The organism is Pseudomonas ficuserectae (assembly GCF_024584585.1).
Classification (GTDB): Bacteria; Pseudomonadota; Gammaproteobacteria; order Pseudomonadales; family Pseudomonadaceae; genus Aquipseudomonas; species Aquipseudomonas amygdali.
This window is the reverse complement of the sequence record NZ_CP085684.1, coordinates 6,020,756-6,039,096: the sequence shown is the minus strand read 5'-3', so window position 1 is coordinate 6,039,096 and position 18,341 is coordinate 6,020,756. Positions and strand designations below refer to the sequence as shown.

The 18,341-nt window shown below is 59.4% G+C and carries 11 protein-coding genes and 2 pseudogenes; 10 read left to right on the top strand and 3 right to left on the bottom strand.

What is annotated here, in order from left to right:
• Nucleotides 1-264 precede the first annotated feature (264 nt).
• The 9 genes and pseudogenes from LJU29_RS27115 (at nt 265) to LJU29_RS27085 (ending at nt 10,378) form a co-directional block, all read left to right on the top strand.
• The gene (locus LJU29_RS27115) at nt 265-489 is read left to right on the top strand and encodes a DUF6555 family protein (protein WP_002555969.1); all 225 of its coding nucleotides are present in this window, start codon (nt 265-267) and stop codon (nt 487-489) included.
• Between the two features lie 320 nt (nt 490-809).
• Nucleotides 810-2,081 (top strand): annotated as a pseudogene (locus tag LJU29_RS29835) (HAMP domain-containing protein); the annotation flags it as partial.
• A complete protein-coding gene (locus LJU29_RS29830; RefSeq protein WP_371321924.1) occupies nt 2,082-2,951 on the top strand; it encodes a methyl-accepting chemotaxis protein in 870 nt (289 codons plus the stop codon). It abuts the pseudogene before it with no gap.
• Nucleotides 2,952-3,132: 181 nt separating this feature from the next.
• Nucleotides 3,133-4,152 (top strand): annotated as a pseudogene (locus LJU29_RS29825) (methyl-accepting chemotaxis protein); the annotation flags it as partial.
• 39 nt (nt 4,153-4,191) lie between these two features.
• Complete coding sequence (locus tag LJU29_RS29820) at nt 4,192-5,055, top strand: methyl-accepting chemotaxis protein (RefSeq protein ID WP_369812074.1); 864 nt, start codon at nt 4,192-4,194, stop codon at nt 5,053-5,055.
• A gap of 488 nt (nt 5,056-5,543) precedes the next feature.
• Nucleotides 5,544-7,298: an ABC transporter permease gene (locus LJU29_RS27100; protein WP_057423373.1), complete on the top strand. Its 1,755-nt coding sequence runs from the start codon at nt 5,544-5,546 to the stop codon at nt 7,296-7,298.
• Nucleotides 7,299-7,318: 20 nt separating this feature from the next.
• Nucleotides 7,319-8,623, top strand: coding sequence for an ABC transporter ATP-binding protein (locus LJU29_RS27095; RefSeq protein ID WP_257112893.1), 1,305 nt, complete (start codon nt 7,319-7,321; stop codon nt 8,621-8,623).
• Nucleotides 8,624-8,672: 49 nt separating this feature from the next.
• Nucleotides 8,673-9,740, top strand: coding sequence for a sensor histidine kinase (locus tag LJU29_RS27090; RefSeq protein WP_054077437.1), 1,068 nt, complete (start codon nt 8,673-8,675; stop codon nt 9,738-9,740).
• Nucleotides 9,740-10,378: a response regulator transcription factor gene (locus LJU29_RS27085; RefSeq protein ID WP_004660659.1), complete on the top strand. Its 639-nt coding sequence runs from the start codon at nt 9,740-9,742 to the stop codon at nt 10,376-10,378. The genes LJU29_RS27090 and LJU29_RS27085 overlap by 1 nt, the downstream gene beginning before the upstream one ends.
• A gap of 69 nt (nt 10,379-10,447) precedes the next feature.
• Here LJU29_RS27085 and LJU29_RS27080 read toward each other — a convergent pair whose 3' ends face one another.
• The 3 genes from LJU29_RS27080 to LJU29_RS27070 all read right to left on the bottom strand — a co-directional run bounded on the left by LJU29_RS27080 (nt 10,448) and on the right by LJU29_RS27070 (nt 15,813).
• On the bottom strand, nt 10,448-12,361 hold the full coding sequence (locus LJU29_RS27080) for an acyltransferase family protein (RefSeq protein WP_257111451.1): 1,914 nt from the start codon (nt 12,359-12,361) through the stop codon (nt 10,448-10,450).
• Between the two features lie 76 nt (nt 12,362-12,437).
• Entirely contained in the window at nt 12,438-13,721 is a 1,284-nt protein-coding gene (locus tag LJU29_RS27075; RefSeq protein ID WP_257111450.1) for a hypothetical protein, read from the bottom strand.
• 472 nt (nt 13,722-14,193) lie between these two features.
• A complete protein-coding gene (locus LJU29_RS27070; protein WP_005756950.1) occupies nt 14,194-15,813 on the bottom strand; it encodes a glucan biosynthesis protein D in 1,620 nt (539 codons plus the stop codon).
• 574 nt (nt 15,814-16,387) lie between these two features.
• On the opposite strand from LJU29_RS27070, the gene hflK reads away from it, so the two are divergent.
• Nucleotides 16,388-18,334 carry a protease modulator HflK gene (gene hflK, locus LJU29_RS27065; protein ID WP_122322550.1) on the top strand — a complete coding sequence of 649 codons (1,947 nt, stop codon included), beginning with the start codon at nt 16,388-16,390 and terminating at the stop codon, nt 18,332-18,334.
• Nucleotides 18,335-18,341 lie beyond the last annotated feature (7 nt).

Below are 18,341 nucleotides of genomic sequence, written 5' to 3'. Positions count from 1 at the left end.
ATTCGCTGAATGTTTGAAAAACAACACACTCTTAGTTCAGAGGCCCCGCAGGCAATGCTCAGAGCGTAAGCCGTCTGTGTTGGCGAAAAATTCAAAAAAGACGGGTTATAAACAAAGTCTATTAGTTGTCATAGCCTTGCGGCCATCCCTACCGGCATGAGTGAGGATGGCTATATGATATCGCTTACATTATGGCATTAATATTTTGAATTTTTCGAAAACCCTGCGATCTGTTTTGCGAGTCGACAAAGCAGGAGCACCACAATGGCTGATGAAAAACACTACCGTATCGATTACCTGCTGCATGGCAGTTACAAGACGTTCTATATAAGAGCGGTTGTCATGGACAATAAAGAAGCCTGGCACTGGGCGTCGGTGGATGCAGGATTCGGTGCGATCCCCAAGTACCGTTCCGACCCGGTACCAAAGCTGAGCAAGCCTCAAGCTGAAAAGCTCGGGTTGTCGAACGTGGAGTGGACGAGGGCTTGAAAGGTCCTCGTTCAAAACGCTATGAAGCTCACCGTCGTGCGTCACGATGCCGCACGACGGTGTACGCGCTGAAAAATCTGTGGTCGGCAGATCTGCCGGATGGACACCCGTTTCCCGCCATACGGAGCTGAATTCACCTCATTTGGATCAGCGTTCATCGCAAGCTCCGCACCTCACACTCCGCTTCCGCTCCCCGCCGCAAATCCCCGCAACCTCACGTTCTACGTGGCCCTGCCGATAGCCCGGTATCAGATTATGGCCTCATTGAACTTCCCCGATAGGGCACAGCTCTGAAGTGATGTCACTATGCCTCTATCTGAATGGATGATTCCCTTCGAGGTGGTACCACTGACCTTGCACCTGCCGTGATGCAAAGAAATAAAGGAGCTTTTTCAGCCGGATCGGGCACCCTAATTAAAATAGAGACCACTATGAACATCCTTTCGCCTGGTATTTACCTTACCAATCGCCTGCGCTTCCCTGCCAAGTTTGCCGTTTTAGCCATCATCATCGTCATCCCGCTGATCGTTCTTGGTCTTCGGGTTTTCAACAGTCTGAATGCGAGCATCGACACCGTTGCCCAGGAACGTATCGGTCGTGAATACCTGCATGTCATGACACCCGTTCTGCGACTCTCCATGCTGCAGCGTGCAGCAACCAACCGTTTGCTCGCCGGTGATGCCTCCGCTGCCCAGGATCTGGCCAGCAACCGCACTCAGCTTGAAACAGCATTTAATAACCTCGCTGACATGGATGCCCGTCAAGGACGTCTGCTGGAGACCGAGAGTCGCGTGCAGCGTCTTCGCGAAGGTGCGCGCTCCCTGATGGAAAGTCTCAAGCCTGGTCTTTCGCAAGATGAGGTGTTTGCACAGTGGAATGAGCAGCTGGCCCAGACACTCAACTTTATCTATTACGTCTCGGCTACCTCGGGCATGGTACTGGACGAAGATTATGCCTCGCTGTTTCTGATCGACCTGAGCACCATTCGCATGCCCAGAGAAATCAACGTGGCCGGTCAGATCCGGGGTATCACCGCCGGTTTGAGTACTGGTCAGGGGCTAAGCGTACCGATGCGCGGCTCGCTTGAAAGCCTGTTGAAGATCGAACTGCAATTTCGCGCGGAGCTGGAGCAAAGCATTCGACTGCTCAAGCGTCGTGCTCCAGAGCTTGCTGCCCGCATTGGCGACCCTATCGCTTCGGCCACCTCGACGATGGACGGCTTTCGCAATGACCTGCAAGCGTACGTCAAAGGTACGGAATTCTCGGTGCCGCAGGGGCAGGCGCTGAGCGCGCGCGGTAACGCTGTGGTCGCCGGGCTTTATAAGGCCCAGGACGAAATCCAGAGTGCGCTTCAAGGTGAACTGGATACGCGTTACGACGCGCTCTTGCTGCAACGCGAAGTCGTGATTGCCATGTGCGTAATCATGGGCTTGCTGTTGCTCTATGCGTTCTTCAGCATCTACCGTGCCCTGCGCCTGACCATTGATGGTCTGCTGGGCGTCACCCGTCGCCTGGCCGACGGTGATCTGAGCGCCCGTGTACAGGTGAGCAGCAAGGACGAAGTGGCTGACATCGCCAACGGTCTGAACCTGATGGCCGAAGCATTCGCCAGCTCCATTTCGCACATGGACCGCACGTCATACGAACTGTCTGACGTAGCTGCCCGACTGGGCACCTCCATCGGTCTGGCCAAGCAGTCGATGAACGCGCAACAGGCTGAAACCGAGCAAGTGGCGACGGCCATCAACGAGATGACCACAAGCGTGGCCGACGTAGCGCAGAACACCGAAGGTGCTGCGCTGGCTGCTGATGAAGCGAACACTGCCTCGCGTAACGGGCTGCGCATCATGCATCAGGCCCACTCGACCATTCAGGCTCTGGCTGAAGAAGTGGAAGTCAGCGCCCAGAAAGTCCATGCGCTGGCCCTGCACAGTCAGTCGATTGGTGGCGTTATTCAGGTCATCAGTACGATTGCCGATCAGACCAACTTGCTGGCCCTGAATGCTGCCATCGAAGCGGCCCGGGCTGGCGAGCAAGGCCGTGGGTTTGCTGTGGTGGCTGATGAAGTCCGCACACTGGCTTCGCGAACTCAGGCGTCGACCGAAGAAATCCGCAACATCATCCAGCAACTGCAAAGTGCCACCGATGTTGCCGTGCAGCAGATGCAGGCCGGCCAGCAAAAGGCTCAAGCGTGCATCAGTGCCGCCAGCGATGCTTCTGGCAGCCTGTCGAGCATCAGCCAGGGCGTCGAGCGTATCGTCGAGATGAACACTCAGATCGCCAGCGCCGCGGTGCAGCAGCATGCGGTTTCCGAAGACATCAACCGTAATGTCATGGAGATCCGCAACAGCTCCGGGACCTTGATGCTGGGTATCGACAACAATGCGGTCACTGCCGAAGAACTGGCGCGAGTTGCCACCGACATGCGCAATGTCGTGGCGCGTTTCAAGCTGACTGCCTGACCGGATCGGGGGCTTGCAGCCCCCCGATTCTCCTCTCGAATCGGCGTTCGAACGCTGATTGCCTTTTTTTGATCAAGTTTTGCTCTTCTGCAGCCGATAGCTCTGGCGCGCGGGTTTGCTGTCCATAAAAAAAAATCTTCAGCTCTTTCGTCGCGCACAAAAAGCATTTTCAGGAGATTTTATGAACAGCAGCTTTGCGAATATCAGCGTCAACATGAAGTTGGCATTGGGCTTTGGGACGGTTCTTTTTTTCACTGCCATTCTCGCCCTGGTCGGCTGGACCAGCCTCGATAAACTCATCAATCGCACCGACAGAATCGGCGACATCACTGAGTTGAGTGACAACTTGACCAATCTGCGGGTCGCGCGCCTGCAATATATGCTGACTGACGGCGATGAAACCGCCGCACAAAACATGCAGAGCAAGCTGGATGTCTTCAAGGCGCAGCAGCAATCACTGCTCATCAGCTTCAACAACCCGCTCAACCTCAAGCCTCTGCGCGAACTGGCCGATGTCACCCGTGACTATGAAGCCTCGTTGAACAGCATGCGCGCTGCGTTTCAGGCTGGCGCCAAAGTGCGTAACGAGATGACCGCCAATGCCATGGTTGCCATGCGGGCTGTCGACTCGTTGAACGATGCCGTCACGCAGATCGATCCGGCGGACCCGGCGCGTTTTGATCAGGCCCAACTGGCGACTGCGGCCAGGCAAGACCTGATTCTGGTTCGCTATGAAGTACGTGGTTATACCAGCAACCCCAATGACAAGACCGAGACAGCAGCTTTTCAGCAACTGGATACGGCGATCAGTCATCTGGACAGGCTCAAAACCACTTTTGGCGCTGCCAACCGCGAACAGATTGCCCAGTTTGAAAGCGCTCTTCGTAGCTACCGCAGCTCGGTCGAGGCTTTCAAGGCCACCACTCAGACTGCTGCGAGCGTGCGTAAGGACCTGACTTCCCAAGGGGCTGCCATCGTCAAACTGGGCGAAGAGCTGTATGGCATTCAGATGCAGATGGGCAAGGATGACACTGCTCAGGCGCGTAATCTGCAGATCGGTTGCGTGCTGTTGGTCATGTTGCTTGGCATTCTTGCGGCCATCGTCATTACCCGGCAGATCACCCGGCCGCTGCGCGACACGCTGGCGATTGTCGAGCGCATCGCTGCTGGCGACCTGACTCATACCGAAGCCGTCACCCGACGTGACGAACTGGGCGTGTTGCAGCAGGGCATCCAGCGCATGGGCACCACCCTGCGCGAGCTGATTTCCGGTATTCGTGACGGCGTCACGCAGATTGCCAGCGCTGCCGAAGAGCTGTCGGCGGTTACCGAGCAGACCAGCGCCGGGGTCAACAGCCAGAAGGTCGAGACCGATCAGGTGGCGACCGCGATGCATGAAATGTCGGCCACCGTGCACGAAGTGGCACGCAATGCCGAGCAGGCGTCCGTTGCTGCCTCCGATGCCGACAAGCAGGCCCGTGAGGGTGACAAGGTCGTCGGCGAAGCCATCCAGCAGATCGAGCGACTGGCCGCCGAGGTGGTTCGCTCATCCGATGCAATGAACGTGCTGGAGCAGGAAAGCGACAAGATCGGCAAGGTTATGGATGTAATCAAGGCGGTTGCCGAGCAGACCAACCTGTTGGCACTCAACGCAGCCATTGAGGCCGCGCGTGCCGGGGAAGCCGGTCGCGGTTTTGCCGTGGTGGCCGACGAGGTCCGCGGCCTGGCGCAACGGACCCAGCAGTCCACCGAGGAGATCGAGGGCCTGGTGGCTGCATTGCAGAATGGCACGCGTCAGGTGTCGGGCATCATGCTTGGCAGCCGCACACTGACTGACAGCAGTGTCGAGTTGACGCGCAGGGCCGGTACGTCACTGGAAAGCATCACCCGGACCGTGTCGAATATTCAGGCGATGAACCAGCAGATCGCAGCCGCCGCCGAGCAACAAAGCTCGGTGGCCGACGAGATCAGCCGCAGCATCGTCAACGTTCGCGACGTATCGGAGCAGACCGCCGAAGCCAGCGAAGAAACCGCAGCCTCCAGCGTCGAACTGGCGCGTCTGGGAGGCCAGTTGCAAACGATGGTCAGCCACTTCCGCGTCTGAATCAGCGCACTGTTGTGCCCGTGCGGCGCGGGGCGCGTGAGGTGTTCTTTCGGACACCTCTCGTTCCCTGCGCTCCAGCTAAGAAGTCATAAAGAGGACGCAGAGCGTCCAGAACGGCATGCGACACAGAGCGTCGCACGATAGCTTGCGTTCTCACAGACACCTATCGTTCCTCACGCTCCAGCGTAGGAATGCCTTGGGTGACGCTCTGCGTCACAAATCTGCGCCGCGCCGACTGTTCACGATCGGGCGCAGAACATTCAGAACGGCATACCCGTTAGTCCTGCAAATATACGTTGGTATATATAACTCATACTCACAGATAAACATGACCTACTTTTGCAGGTTTTAACAGTTGTTCAAAACTCGATAAGCTTTACTCACTGTCCGGCAACTATTAACTCACGGCCTTTTTCTGTTATCGCCGACCGCCTGTTTGTTTATCACGCTGGCGGGTACGCGCCTGCACAGCCGATTCGAGGTGAACAATGCATTCGATATTTGAATTCGGTAAAAGCCTGCGCACGCCCCGTTTTGTAAAACCCGGTGCGCGCACTCCTTATTGGGCCGATGGTATTTGCCTGGTCGTTATTGCCGTGTTTATTGCGTTGGTGCTGTATGGCGTGGGCCAGATGATGCAGCCACTTGCCGCGCTGAACTCAAGCCCGATGAGCCTCGACCCTGCGCGCCTGCCCGAATATGCATTGCGCACCACGCTGCGCATGTTCATCGCGCTGGCGGCTTCGCTGGTTTTCACGTTTGTCGTGGCCACGCTGGCGGCCAAAAGCCGTAAGGCCGAGCAGGTGATTATCCCGGCGCTGGATATTCTTCAGTCGGTTCCGGTACTGGGGTTTCTGACGTTCACAGTGACCTTCTTCATGGGCCTGTTCCCCGGTCGGCAAATGGGTGTCGAATGCGCAGCGATTTTTGCCATTTTCACCAGCCAGGCATGGAATCTCGCATTCAGTTTCTATCAGTCACTGCGTACCGTGCCGAGCGACCTGAATGAAGTCACCCGGCAGTTCGGACTGTCTCCACTGCTGCGTTTTACCCGCCTGGAGCTGCCGTTCGCCGTACCGGGGCTGGTGTGGAACATGATGATGTCGTTGTCCGGCGGCTGGTTTTTTGTGGTCGCTTGCGAAGCCATTTCGGTCGGTGACACCACGGTCAATTTGCCCGGCATCGGCTCGTGGCTGGCGCTGGCCATCGAGCAGAAAAACCTTGCTGCGATTGCCTGGGCGGTGGGCGCAATGGCGCTGGTGATCCTGGCCTATGACCAATTGTTGTTCAGGCCGATCGTGGCATGGGCGGACAAGTTTCGCTTCGAGCAAACCGCGTCGTCAAAGCGTCCGCGCTCCTGGATGTACAGCCTGCTGGGTCGCTCGCGGGTGGCACCGATGCTGGGCTCGATCCTCGCTGCGCCATGCAAATGCCTGATGCTGATCGACTGGCGCGTGGTATCCCGGCTGTGGAACGTAAAGCTCACGCCTGGCGTTGCCCGGTTGCTCGACTATCTATGGCTGGCCCTGGTGATGGCTGCTTGCCTGACCGGCAGTGTTTACCTGTTCAGGTTCATCGAGACATCGCTGGGCATGAGCGACCTGGTCACCGCGTTGGGATTGGGGCTGGCAACAATGGTGCGGGTGATTGTCCTGATCGTCATCGCCAGCCTGATCTGGGTGCCTGTTGGTGTATGGATCGGCTTGCGTCCGGTCTGGGCTGAACGCTTGCAGCCGATAGCGCAGTTCATGGCGGCTTTTCCAGCCAACGTACTGTTCCCTTTTGCAGTGATTGCGATTGTCGGCCTGCACCTGAACCCGGACATCTGGCTTTCGCCGCTGATGGTGCTCGGCACCCAGTGGTACATCCTGTTCAACGTGATCGCAGGGGCCAGCGCCTTGCCGACTGACCTGCGCGAAGCGGCCACGATATTCAACATGCGCGGCTGGCAGTGGTGGCGGCGTGTGGCCTTGCCGGGGGTGTTCCCCTACTACGTCACCGGGGCGCTGACCGCATCGGGTGGGTCGTGGAACGCCAGTATCGTCGCTGAAGCGGTGTCCTGGGGTGATCAGCATCTGGAAGCGGCAGGGCTGGGTTCTTACATCGCCAACGCGACTCAGGCGGGAGACTTTCCGCGCGTTGCGTTGGGCATTGTTGTCATGTCGATCTTCGTCATCGCGTTCAACCGGTTGCTGTGGCGTCCGCTGTACGGGTTTGCCGAGCGGCGTCTGAGTCTTGTGTGATTTTGATTGAGGAGGGCGCCATCATGATGGCTGTCGAAACGCGTTGCCTGGTAGATGTTCAGAAAGTCCGACATGTGTACGGCAAAGGCAGCAAAGAGCGCCTGGTGCTGGATGACGTGACACTGACGCTCAATGAGAACGAAATTGTGGGCTTGCTGGGTCGCTCCGGCTCGGGCAAGTCCACCCTGCTGCGCTCCATCGCGGGGTTGGTGGTGCCCACCGAAGGCGAAGTGAATTTTCCTCGCCGCGTGCGGGGGCGGGCGATGTCGGTAGGCATGGTTTTTCAGAGCTTTGCCCTGTTCCCGTGGCTGACGGTGCTGGAAAACGTCGAAGTCGGGCTTGAGGCGCAACGTGTGCCACCCGCCGTGCGTCGCAAGCGCGCGTTGGCGGCCATCGACCTGATCGGTCTGGACGGCTTTGAGAGTGCTTACCCCAAAGAGCTTTCAGGCGGCATGCGCCAGCGCGTGGGCATGGCACGTGCGCTGGTCATCGACCCTGATGTACTGCTGATGGACGAGCCGTTTTCCGCGCTCGATGTGCTGACGGCCGAAACCCTGCGCACCGACTTGCTGGATATGTGGAGCGAAGGGCGCATGCCCATCAAGTCAATCCTGATGGTGACGCACAACATTGCCGAAGCCGTGCTGATGTGCGATCGCATTCTGCTGTTCTCCTCCAATCCGGGTCGGGTGATCAGCGAGATCAAGGTCGATCTGCCTCAGCCGCGCAACCGTCAGGACCCGATCTTCCGGGCGCTGGTGGAGGAAATCTACGTGCTGATGACCCAGGACAACGATGCAGGCGAAATACGTCAGGGCGTGTTTCCAGGCACCGGGCTGGGCATGGTCTTGCCGCAGGTATCCACCAATGCGCTGGCAGGGCTGATCGAAGCCATTCATGCGCCGCCCTACAGCCTCAAAGCGGACCTGCCGGAACTGGCCAGCGCGCTGCACTACAACGCCGATGAGCTGTTTCCGATTGCCGAGGTCCTGCAACTGTTGCGTTTTGCAGAGCTCAAGGGCGGTGATATTCGCTTGCTACCTGCCGCAAATCGCTATGCGCTGGCGGATGTGGACGAACGCAAGCAACTGTTTGCCCAGCATCTGCTGAGCTTCGTGCCGCTGGTCGCGCACATTCGGCGGGTGCTGGATGATCGCCCCACGCACACGGCACCGGCGCGGCGTTTTCGCGATCAACTGGAAGACTTCATGTCGGAAAGCGATGCCATGCAGACCCTGAATGTCGTTACGCAATGGGGGCGTTACGCCGAGCTGTTCGCTTATGATGAGCTGGCCGATCAGTTCAGTCTGGATAACCCGTCCTGAGGTTTGTACGACATACTCGGCAGGCCTTTTGAAGAGCGAGATGGTGCAGATGCACGAGCCAGAATCCTGTAGCAGAGCCGCGATGGTCGTCAGGTGGGTCGCTTTGCTGGCGCTGGCGCTGGTCATCGCGATTGCCGATACCCTGACCGATCTGGAGATCGCCGTGGGGGTGTTCCAGATCGCGGTGGTGTTGCTGGCGGTCAGGCTTTTGCCGGTCAGGGGCGTTATTGTCATGGCGGCGGTGTGCATGCTGCTGACGGTGGTCAGTTACGAAATGACCACCTCCAGAGGCAGCGAGGCGTCCGGGCTGATCAACTGCGTCATCAGCCTGGCCGCCATCGCCATGACCACCTGGCTGGCGCTGCGTATGGCGCGGGCCATCCGCACGGTTCATGAAGCGCGCTCGCAGCTGGCGCACATCGCACGGGTCAATCAGTTGGGTGAGCTTGCTGCGTCCATTGCCCATGAGGTGAATCAGCCGCTGTCGGCGATTGTCATCAGCGGTAACGCCTGTCAGCGCTGGCTGGCCACCGAGCCGGTCAATCTGGAAAAGGCCCGTCAGGCAGTCGAGCGCATGATCGGTGATGCCAATCGCGCCGGAGATATCATTGTGCGCGTGCGCGCCCTGGCGAAGCGCTCGTCGACGCACAAAGAGTGGATCAGTGTAGCGGACACGGTGGCCGAGATTGTCGCGCTGGCGCACAGCGAGATAGACGGGCAGGGCGTCACACTGTCGGTTGACGTGCCGGAGGGAATGCCACCGCTGCTGGCTGACCGGGTGCAGATCCAGCAAGTTCTGCTGAACCTGATGCTCAACGGCATGGACGCGATGAGGAAAGTCGAACCGGAACAGGCGCAACTGGACGTGCGGGCCGAGTGGCACGGAGGCGGGGAAATCGAGTTCACTGTCAGCGACAGCGGTGTAGGGATTCAGCCGGAAACAGCCGACCGGCTTTTCGACGCTTTCTACACTACCAAAGAGGAAGGCATGGGGATTGGACTAGCGATCAGTCGGTCTATCATCGAAGCCCATGGCGGGCGAATCTGGGTGACGCCCAACCCCTCAATCGGGGCCACGTTTCATTTCACGCTGCCCACTGGAAAAATGGAAACCTGATGAACACAGCCGCCACTGCACCGCAGGCCGAAGAGCCGGTCATCTTTGTCATCGATGACGACCTCTCGGTGCGTTCTTCGCTGGAAGACCTGCTGGCGTCAGTCGGCTTGCGCAGCATGTTGTTCGGCTCGACCCGCGAGTTCATGGACACCCCTCGTCCTGATGCGCCGGGCTGCCTGATTCTGGACATTCGCATGCCCGGCATGAGTGGCCTGGATTTTCAGGAGCACATGGCCAGGTCGGGGATTTTTCTGCCGGTCATTTTCATCACCGGGCATGGCGATATTCCCATGTCCGTGCGGGCGATGAAGGCCGGTGCGGTGGAGTTTCTGACCAAACCCTTCCGTGACCAGGACTTGCTGGATGCGCTCCAGCAAGGGCTTGAGCGAGACCGCAGCCGTCGCCGCAACTCCGCCGTGGAAGCCGAGTTGCAGCGCCGTCACGCCAGCCTGAATCATGGCGAACAGCAGGTGATGGAACTGGTCGTCAGTGGCTTGCTCAACAAACAGATCGCAGCCCGCCTGAACGTGAGTGAAATCACCGTCAAGGTCCGGCGTGGCTCGGTCATGCGCAAGATGGAAGCCGACTCGCTGGCTGACCTGGTCAAGTTTGCCGAGCGGCTCAAAGAGCTCCGTTGATTAACCCACGCCTGCACACCTGTCGTTCCTTGCGCTCCAGCGTGTGACCGCCTTGCGTGAGGCTCCGCGTCACAACTCTGCGCCGCGCTGCGTGCTCGACTCATTCACCAGTTGTGGCAATACGTAGTTGCGCACCACGTACAACGAACCCTCTGCGCTCAAGTGTCCCGAGTCGATCTGCAGCAACGAGCGGCTGTTTTCCAGGCGTACCCGGCAGGCATCGGCGATGCACAGCTTGTCGATCAGCGACACAAACTGGATGCCTGCCGATAAAGCCAGCGCGCGGGTTGCCTGATCCACCCGCATGACGCTTTGATCCAGCGCCGGATCGCGGATGTACGACTCGCTCAGCCCCCAATGACGGTTGACGATGACACTGGGCAGCGATGGGCTCCACGACGGCATCGGACCGATCAGCACGATATGTTTCACGCCAAAGCCCTTGAGGCGGGCCGCAATCCGCTTCCAGTCGGTCTTGTCGTGGCCATCCTTCTGCGCGATGACCACGATGTCCGGATGCAGCCTGTCGATGCTCTGCAGGGCAGTCCTGTTGGAGTAGTCGCAGGCCTTGCTGGTCGCTGACGCGCGTCCCTCGTGGTCATTCAGGTCGGGAACGCAACTGGCCGAGGCCACCTGATAGAAGGGGGTCGTGCGTGTCAGCAAAGTACGCAGCCCGAGTGACAACGCCTGGGCGTGAGAATCGCCCCACAAGAACACTCCGCCCGGCCCCTGTTTGCGCGTGCAGGTCTCGTCGATGGCCGACTGGCCACGCTGGGTCAGGGCGGAAAAGGCGTCACATTTCAGCCAGTAGGACTCGTACAGGTTGTGCTGTCGATCAACGTATTCCTGGATGAAATGCGCCTTGTCCGAAACACTGATCGGGCGAAGTGGCGATACCGCGCCTCGCGTCGCACCCACCAGCGCCCCCGCCACGAAGACCAGAACGACCAGTGGGGCGGGCATGGCAAATTTCCGGCGCTGGTCAGGTTGATGTGGGCTGGCGGGCCGCTCGATCAACCGCCATGAGATCAGCCCCAGTGTCAGAGCCACGCCGATGCCCAATAGCACCGTGCGGGTGTCGCCCAGCAAACCGGTGTAGTTCATCCACACCACCACCGGCCAGTGCCACAGGTACAACGAGTACGATAGTTTGCCTGCCCATTGAAACAGCGGGTTGCAGGTCAGCAGCGAATCATTGCGGGCCGCCGCGATCACCGCGAAAGTCCCCAGCACCGGCATCAGCACCAGATACCTTGGCCACATATCCTGCACGGACAGCAGACAGAAACCGGCAACGATCAGCGCCAGTCCGACCTGTTCCAGAACTCGCTGCTGTAGGGGCCTGAGTTGCAGCGGGAACAGGCAGGCCACGCCACCCGCGAGCAACTCCCAGGCACGGGTCGGCAGCAGGTAAAACGCAGCTTCCGGCCATCGGGACGAGGCAAACACACACACCACAAAGCCCGCCAGACTTGCGCCCAGCACCCACCAGCGCAGATTGTGCAGCGCGACAAAGCGACTGAGGAGCAACAGTGCAATCGGGTACAGCAGGTAAAACTGCCACTCCACCGACAGCGACCAGGTGTGCAGCAGCCATTTCTCATGAGCACTGGCGGTGAAATAACCGGCCTCGCGCCAGTAGACAACGTTGGAAACGAATCCCAGGCTGCTGGCCACATGAGTGCCCAACGCGCTGTAGTCCAGCGGCAGCAACGAGAACCAGCCCAGCAGCAGCAAGGCAAGACACAGCACCGCGAGGGCTGGGACGATGCGTCTGGCCCGTGACGTGTAGAACGTTGCCAGCCTGAATTTGCCGCTCCTCAAGCCGCGCAGGATGATCCCGGTAATCAGATACCCCGAGATCACGAAAAACACGTCCACCCCGGCGAACCCGCCAGGCAGCCAGGCGGGTTGAAAGTGAAAGAGCAGCACCGCGGCCACCGCGATGGCGCGCAGCCCATTGATGTCTTTTCTGAAGTCCATTTGAGAAAGCCATCCGGTGGATGATCGTGAGGGAGAGTGGCACTGTGCAGCGGCCGGTAAATGATCTGGCGGTCCGTCAGTGGGCAGTGGAGGGCAGCCTGAGCGCATGGCTTGCAGCGGATTGTCTGCTGGCAATCACATTACCAATGGCCACGCCTATAAACAGATTGGCGACGGCGACCTCGAACATGTCGGTGGTCCAGCTGATCAGGCACCAGCAGAAGCTGATCGCCAGCAGCATGTGGCCGATGCGGGTCTGATCATCGATCAGTCGGAACAACAGCGGAATCTGTAGCGCATACAGCAGCAGGCCGAGCACGCCCAGCATCGCCCACAGATACAGCGCCGAGCTGTCCATGCCGAGAAATACGCCAGGACCTTCGACCGGAAACAGCCCCATTGTGCTGCCGACCATGCCGAAGCCCGCGCCGCTGATCATCCAGCCTTCGCGGCTCATGGCATTTATCAGGTTGGGCCAGGTATTGATCATCCGGTCATACAGCGAGGCCAGAGAGCCGCCGCTACTCACCGCATAAGCATCGGGGCTCACAATCAGCCCTAGAGTCGGTAGCAGCAGCCCGATGCCTACCACCACGATGCAAAGCGTCCGGCAGGTCCAGCTCATTCGCCGCAGCAACAGCAGAATAAGGGTCAGGGCAAATGCCGCGGCTGGCGCTTTGCTGGTGGTCAGCACGATGGCGTAAAGCGCCACGGCACTGAGCAGGATCATCATCAGGCGTGAGCGCAGGAACATGATCAGGTACAGCGTGTAGAAGGCGATCATGATCGACAGTACGTTGGACACTCTGGCGAAACCGGCAATGCGGTCTACCTCGTCCGCGCTCCATGTGGTGTTGGCGCTCAGTTCGGTTTCACCGACGCTGTAGCTGTAGCCCTTCCAGGGCACCGAGGTGTACTTGTCCAGAGCCATACCCAGCAGTGAGGCCAGCAGGCAAAAGCCGATGGCGCGGTACAACAGCGTGCGGCGGTAGAGCAGGTGCTTGCTGCACACCAAGCCGAACACCAGCGGGCTCAGGGCGAACAGACTGAACGCCAGGTTGTGGACGCTGGCGCGATGCAGCATGGCCAGCAGCCCGGAAATCAGCCACACCACCATGAACGCCCAGAAAAACCGTCCCGCTTTGAAGGTGCACAGCTCAAGCACAAACAACAGGATGCAGGCAGCTTTGGGCATGTAGAGCAGGGGGCTGATGCCTGCCTGATCGAAGTAGAAGCGCAAGGCTCCGGAGAAGGTCTCGACCAGAATCAGGCTGATGGCGACCCACACCACCACCGTGGATTTATCAAAGGACATCACCGACGACCTGGTGTCGGCGCTGTTCGCAGTAGTCAACGCCATGCTGGCTGCCTTCTGGATATGCGTCAGGGGAATTGCGCGGACAAAGCTACCGCCCGACGATCACGGGCATGTGTCGACACAGGAAGGCTCTGGGAGATGAAAGGTCTGGAGCGAACGCTCGCAACGGCGTGACAACACGTATATCAGTCGCAGTTCGGGCAACTGTCAATTAATTAGTCAGGATTAAGGGCTATGCGCTGCACTTTGTGCCAGGGATTGGACGCGGAGCGTCCAGAACGGCGTGCTCACGCTGGAGCATGGGCACGATAGTGTTTTGGCGGGCACTTAGTTGAGCTCATCGTTCCTCACGCTCCAGCGTGGGAAAGCAATGCGTTACGCTCCGCGTCACAATTCTGCGCCGCACTGCACATTCAGGATCGGACGCGGAGCGTCCAGAAAGGCATGCGACGCAGAGCGTCGCACGATAGTTGAGGTCATTGTTGCGCGCTAAAGCGTCGGAACGCAGTGCGCATCAAGGGTACTTGCGTCTGTCCGGTGCTGGCGGGAAGTACTGGTACATCCACGTTTCGCTCAGCGTACGGTCGCCAGTGCGGATGAACATGCGCATTTCAACCGGCTCGACCGAGTCGCTGTCCGGTACCCAGTCGAAGGTGACGCGGTAGCCCTTGATGTCCGGCAGCACGAGGATGTTGAAGTCCTGCACCTTGCCATGCGTGACCGTGACGATGGGCTCGATCCCGGTGCCTTCCGGCAAGCGATCCAGACCGCCGCCGTTGAAATCCACAGCAAAGCGGCGCGCCCAGGTTTTCGGGTAATGCTCGCCCGGTGCCCAGCCTTCGAGGAAGCCGCCCATGCCTGAACGAGTGGCGTGGACCTGCGCCAGCGGCGTGCTCACAGGTGGCAGCGGGCTCCAGAACAGCTTGTAGCCATAGTTCATCGAATCCCCGGCCTTGACCGGCGTCTTCGGTGTCCAGAACACCACGATGTTGTCCATCGTTTCGCCCGTGGTCGGCAGCTCCAGCAGGCTGACCTCGCCTTCGCCCCACGCGGTAATCGGCTCGACCCACAGGCTAGGACGGCGGCTGTACCAGACTACAGTGTCCTGATAGCTGGAAAACTCGTGATCGCTCTGCACCAGCCCGAAACCTTTCGGGTCGGTGTCGGCGAACGCGCTGAATTGCGGTTTGGCCGGGTTGTTCAGCGGACGGCAGATCCACTCACCATTACCGCGCCACATCGACAGGCGATCCGAATCGTGAATTTGCGGGTGGATGGTGTCGCACATGCGGCGCTCGTGAGTGCCGCAACTGAACATGCTGGTCATCGGCGAAATGCCCAGTTGCTGGATATCGGTACGGGCATTGATGTGCGCGTCGATTTCCATGACTACCTGGCCAGCCTGACAGTCGATGTCGAAGCGGTAGGCACCGGTTGCACTGGGTGAGTCGAGCAGTGCGTAAACCACAAAGCGTGTGGCGTTTTTATCTGGCGTTTCAAACCAGAACTTGGTGAAGTCGGGGAATTCTTCCTGACGCTTGGCGTAACTGTCGATGGCCAGGCCGCGGGCCGACAAACCGTATTGCTTGTTGCTGTCCACGGCCCGGAAATAGCTGGCACCGAGGAACGAAACAACGTCGTTGATGGCGATTTCCGGTGCCTTGAACAACTTGAAGCCTGCAAAGCCCAGATCGCCCTTGACCAAATTCTTGTCGATGCCGCTGCTTTCGTAATTGAACAGGTCATGGCGGAAATGCACTTCGCGCGCCTGCTTGTTCTGCGGGTTGACGCTGTACATGCGCACCGGCGTCTTGAAACCCATGCCGACGTGGAAGAAATGCACGTCGAGCTGACCGTGGACGTCTTTCCACAGTGAGTGGTTCGGGTCGTAGCGAATGGCATTGAATTGCAGCGGCGTCATATCTGCCAGGACGGGTGGCAGCACTTGCTTGTTGCTCACATAGCCTTTGCCTGCGAGCTTCTTGGCATGGGCTTGCAGCTCTGCAAAATCGAAGTGTTCGATCTCGCCATCGGCTGCGGCGGCCAGTGCTCGCGCAGCATAAAGCCCTGAGGCCGACACGCTGCCGTAAGCGGCCAACGCCATGGACGCTTTCAGGAGATTTCTGCGATTCATAAGGGTGAAGCCTCTGAGTAATTCTGTGCGTCCTGCACAAAAAATGGCGCGCCAACGACTCCTTGCCGAACGCAAACTACCCACAACAGATAACAAAGACGAGATCCCGTTCGGAAATCAGTCAAAAAAAATCGCCGATTGTGCTCAATGGAAGCGGCATCCAGATGGCAGGAATGGGCGTTTTTCAGGCCTGTTGTGGTGGGTTGAATGCGCTAGGCACCGCTTGGCGCAAGGCTTGCGAGCGAGGTGGGTGCGCAGCGCCGGTCAGGGCGATAAGGTGCGTTGGCGCAGAGCGCCCGAATATGCGCGCAATATTCAGCAACCATTTTGCCGGGTCGCAAACTGAGCAAATGTCAGCCTGCCGCAGGCAGAGCGTCCAGTACCGCATGCTGGTGTGGAGCATCTGCACGATATCCAGCCCAATCATTTGCCGCTATATCGTATTCGTTCAGGCAATAGTCCTGACGAAAGTTTCACTCTGCGTGTTATATCGTAACGCTATGATGCAGCTGCATTAATGGATGCCGATACACGGCTCTCCACAGGGCAATAATCAGCGGGTGCCGGGGTAGTGATGCGGGTTGATTTGGGTGAGCACGATGGCCTCGAAGGCCTGCCGCGTTTTCAAATGGCGGTGCAGCAGGTTCGGCGTCTCGGACGACTGATGTATGTGAGCGGTGGGGTGGGCGCGTTCGGGCTGCTGCTGGCGCTGTCCATCGATCTGTTTTCCCCTGGTTCATTGTGGATGGCCGTGCTGGGCAATGCGTCGGCGGCGCTGATACTGCTCGCTGCGGGCCTGCAGTCGGCCAGGCACGTCGCGATGTGGCGTGCCCGCGCGTTGGCTGCACCTGTTGCCGCAGACTCTCCCGCAACGGCGCAAGCGCTCGATGAAACCGGCTGGTATGAGCGCCTGCTTACCCGGCTGAGCGATTCGGGCGAGTCACTGGTTCGGCACATCGGCAGCTCGACCCTGTGGCTTGCCGGGTGGGCAGTGCTGGCGTTGATCGTCATCCGCGCCTTCTGGAACCTGACGTTGTCTGGCTCCGACCTTTCCACTTCAGGCAATCTGGCGGGCAGTATCCTGTTGCTGTTGGCGTTCGGGCTATTGGTCATCGAGCGGCAACTGAGCAGCGAGCCCGAAGGCCAGTCGCCAGAGGCCGGGGCGCTGGCGCAGTTAGTGCGCATGACGCTTATCGTTCTGTTGGTCGGCGCGTTGTGCCTGTTCTTCTCCAGCGCTGATCGCATCTGGCCTGCACGGCTGGCTGTGTTGATCGGCCTGTTGCCATTGGGTGTGGCGCTTGAATTTCTGTTGCGGGCTGTGTTGTCGGTGTTCAGCCCGCGCACTCTGCGTCTCGAGCCGCGCCTGCTGGCCGCCAGTTTTATCGCTGACCTGCTGCGCTGGCCGCCGCGCCCGTTGCTCGCCTTGCAGCATGAGCTGCACAACCGCTTCGGCATTGATCTGCGCCAGATCTGGGCCTTTACCTACATGCGCCGCGCCTTTTTGCCGGTGCTGGCGGTGGTTGTGGCGCTGGGCTGGGCGCTGAGCGGCGTGCATGAAATTCCGATGCAGGGGCGAGGCATTTATGAGCGGTTCGGCAAACCGGTCGAGGTCTTCGGACCGGGTCTGCATGTCGGTTTGCCTTGGCCGTTCGGCCGGGTTCTGGCGGTTGAAAACGGCGTGGTTCATGAGCTGGCGACCAGTGTTTCTGCGGCCGACGCGGCCGAGCAGACGCTGGACCCGGCCGAAGGGCCGCCGCCGGGCAGCGCTAACCGACTGTGGGATGCCAGCCATATCAACGAAAAATCCCAGGTCATTGCCAGCAGTGCCGGCGACAAGCAGAGCTTTCAGATCGTCAATATGGATGTGCGGTTCGTCTACCGCATCGGCCTGACAGATGCCGCGGCGATGGCCTCGACCTATAACAGCGCCGATATTCCTTCTCTGATCCGCAGCACGGCCAGCCGCGTGCTGGTGCATGACTTTGCCTCGCGCACGCTGGACGAGCTGCTCGGCGAACAGCGCAGCGGGCTGGCCGATGACATCGGCAAAGCCGTGCAGGCTGACTTGCAGCGTCTGGACAGCGGCGTTGAACTGCTCGCCACGGTGGTCGAAGCCATCCACCCGCCAGCAGGTGCCGCCAATGCCTATCATGCCGTGCAGGCTGCGCAGATCGGCGCACAGGCGCTGATCTCCCGCGAACGCGGTGCGGCCAGTGACAAGGCCAACCAGGCGCAACTCAATGCCAGCGTTGCCCGCGATCAGGCCAGTGCCGCAGCCCGCGAAGTTCTGGCCACAGCGCAAGGCGCGGACCTGCGCTTCAGTGCCGAGCGCCAGGCCTACGCCAAGGCAGGGCAGGCATTTTTGCTGGAACAATACCTGGCGCAACTGACCGAAGGCCTGGGCAATGCCAAGCTGCTGATACTCGACCACCGTCTGGGCGGCGACAACGCGCCGACCATCGACCTGCGTACCTTCACCCCACCGGCAGACCCAACGGCGCCGCGTAAAGCCGTTCAGTAAGGAGTCG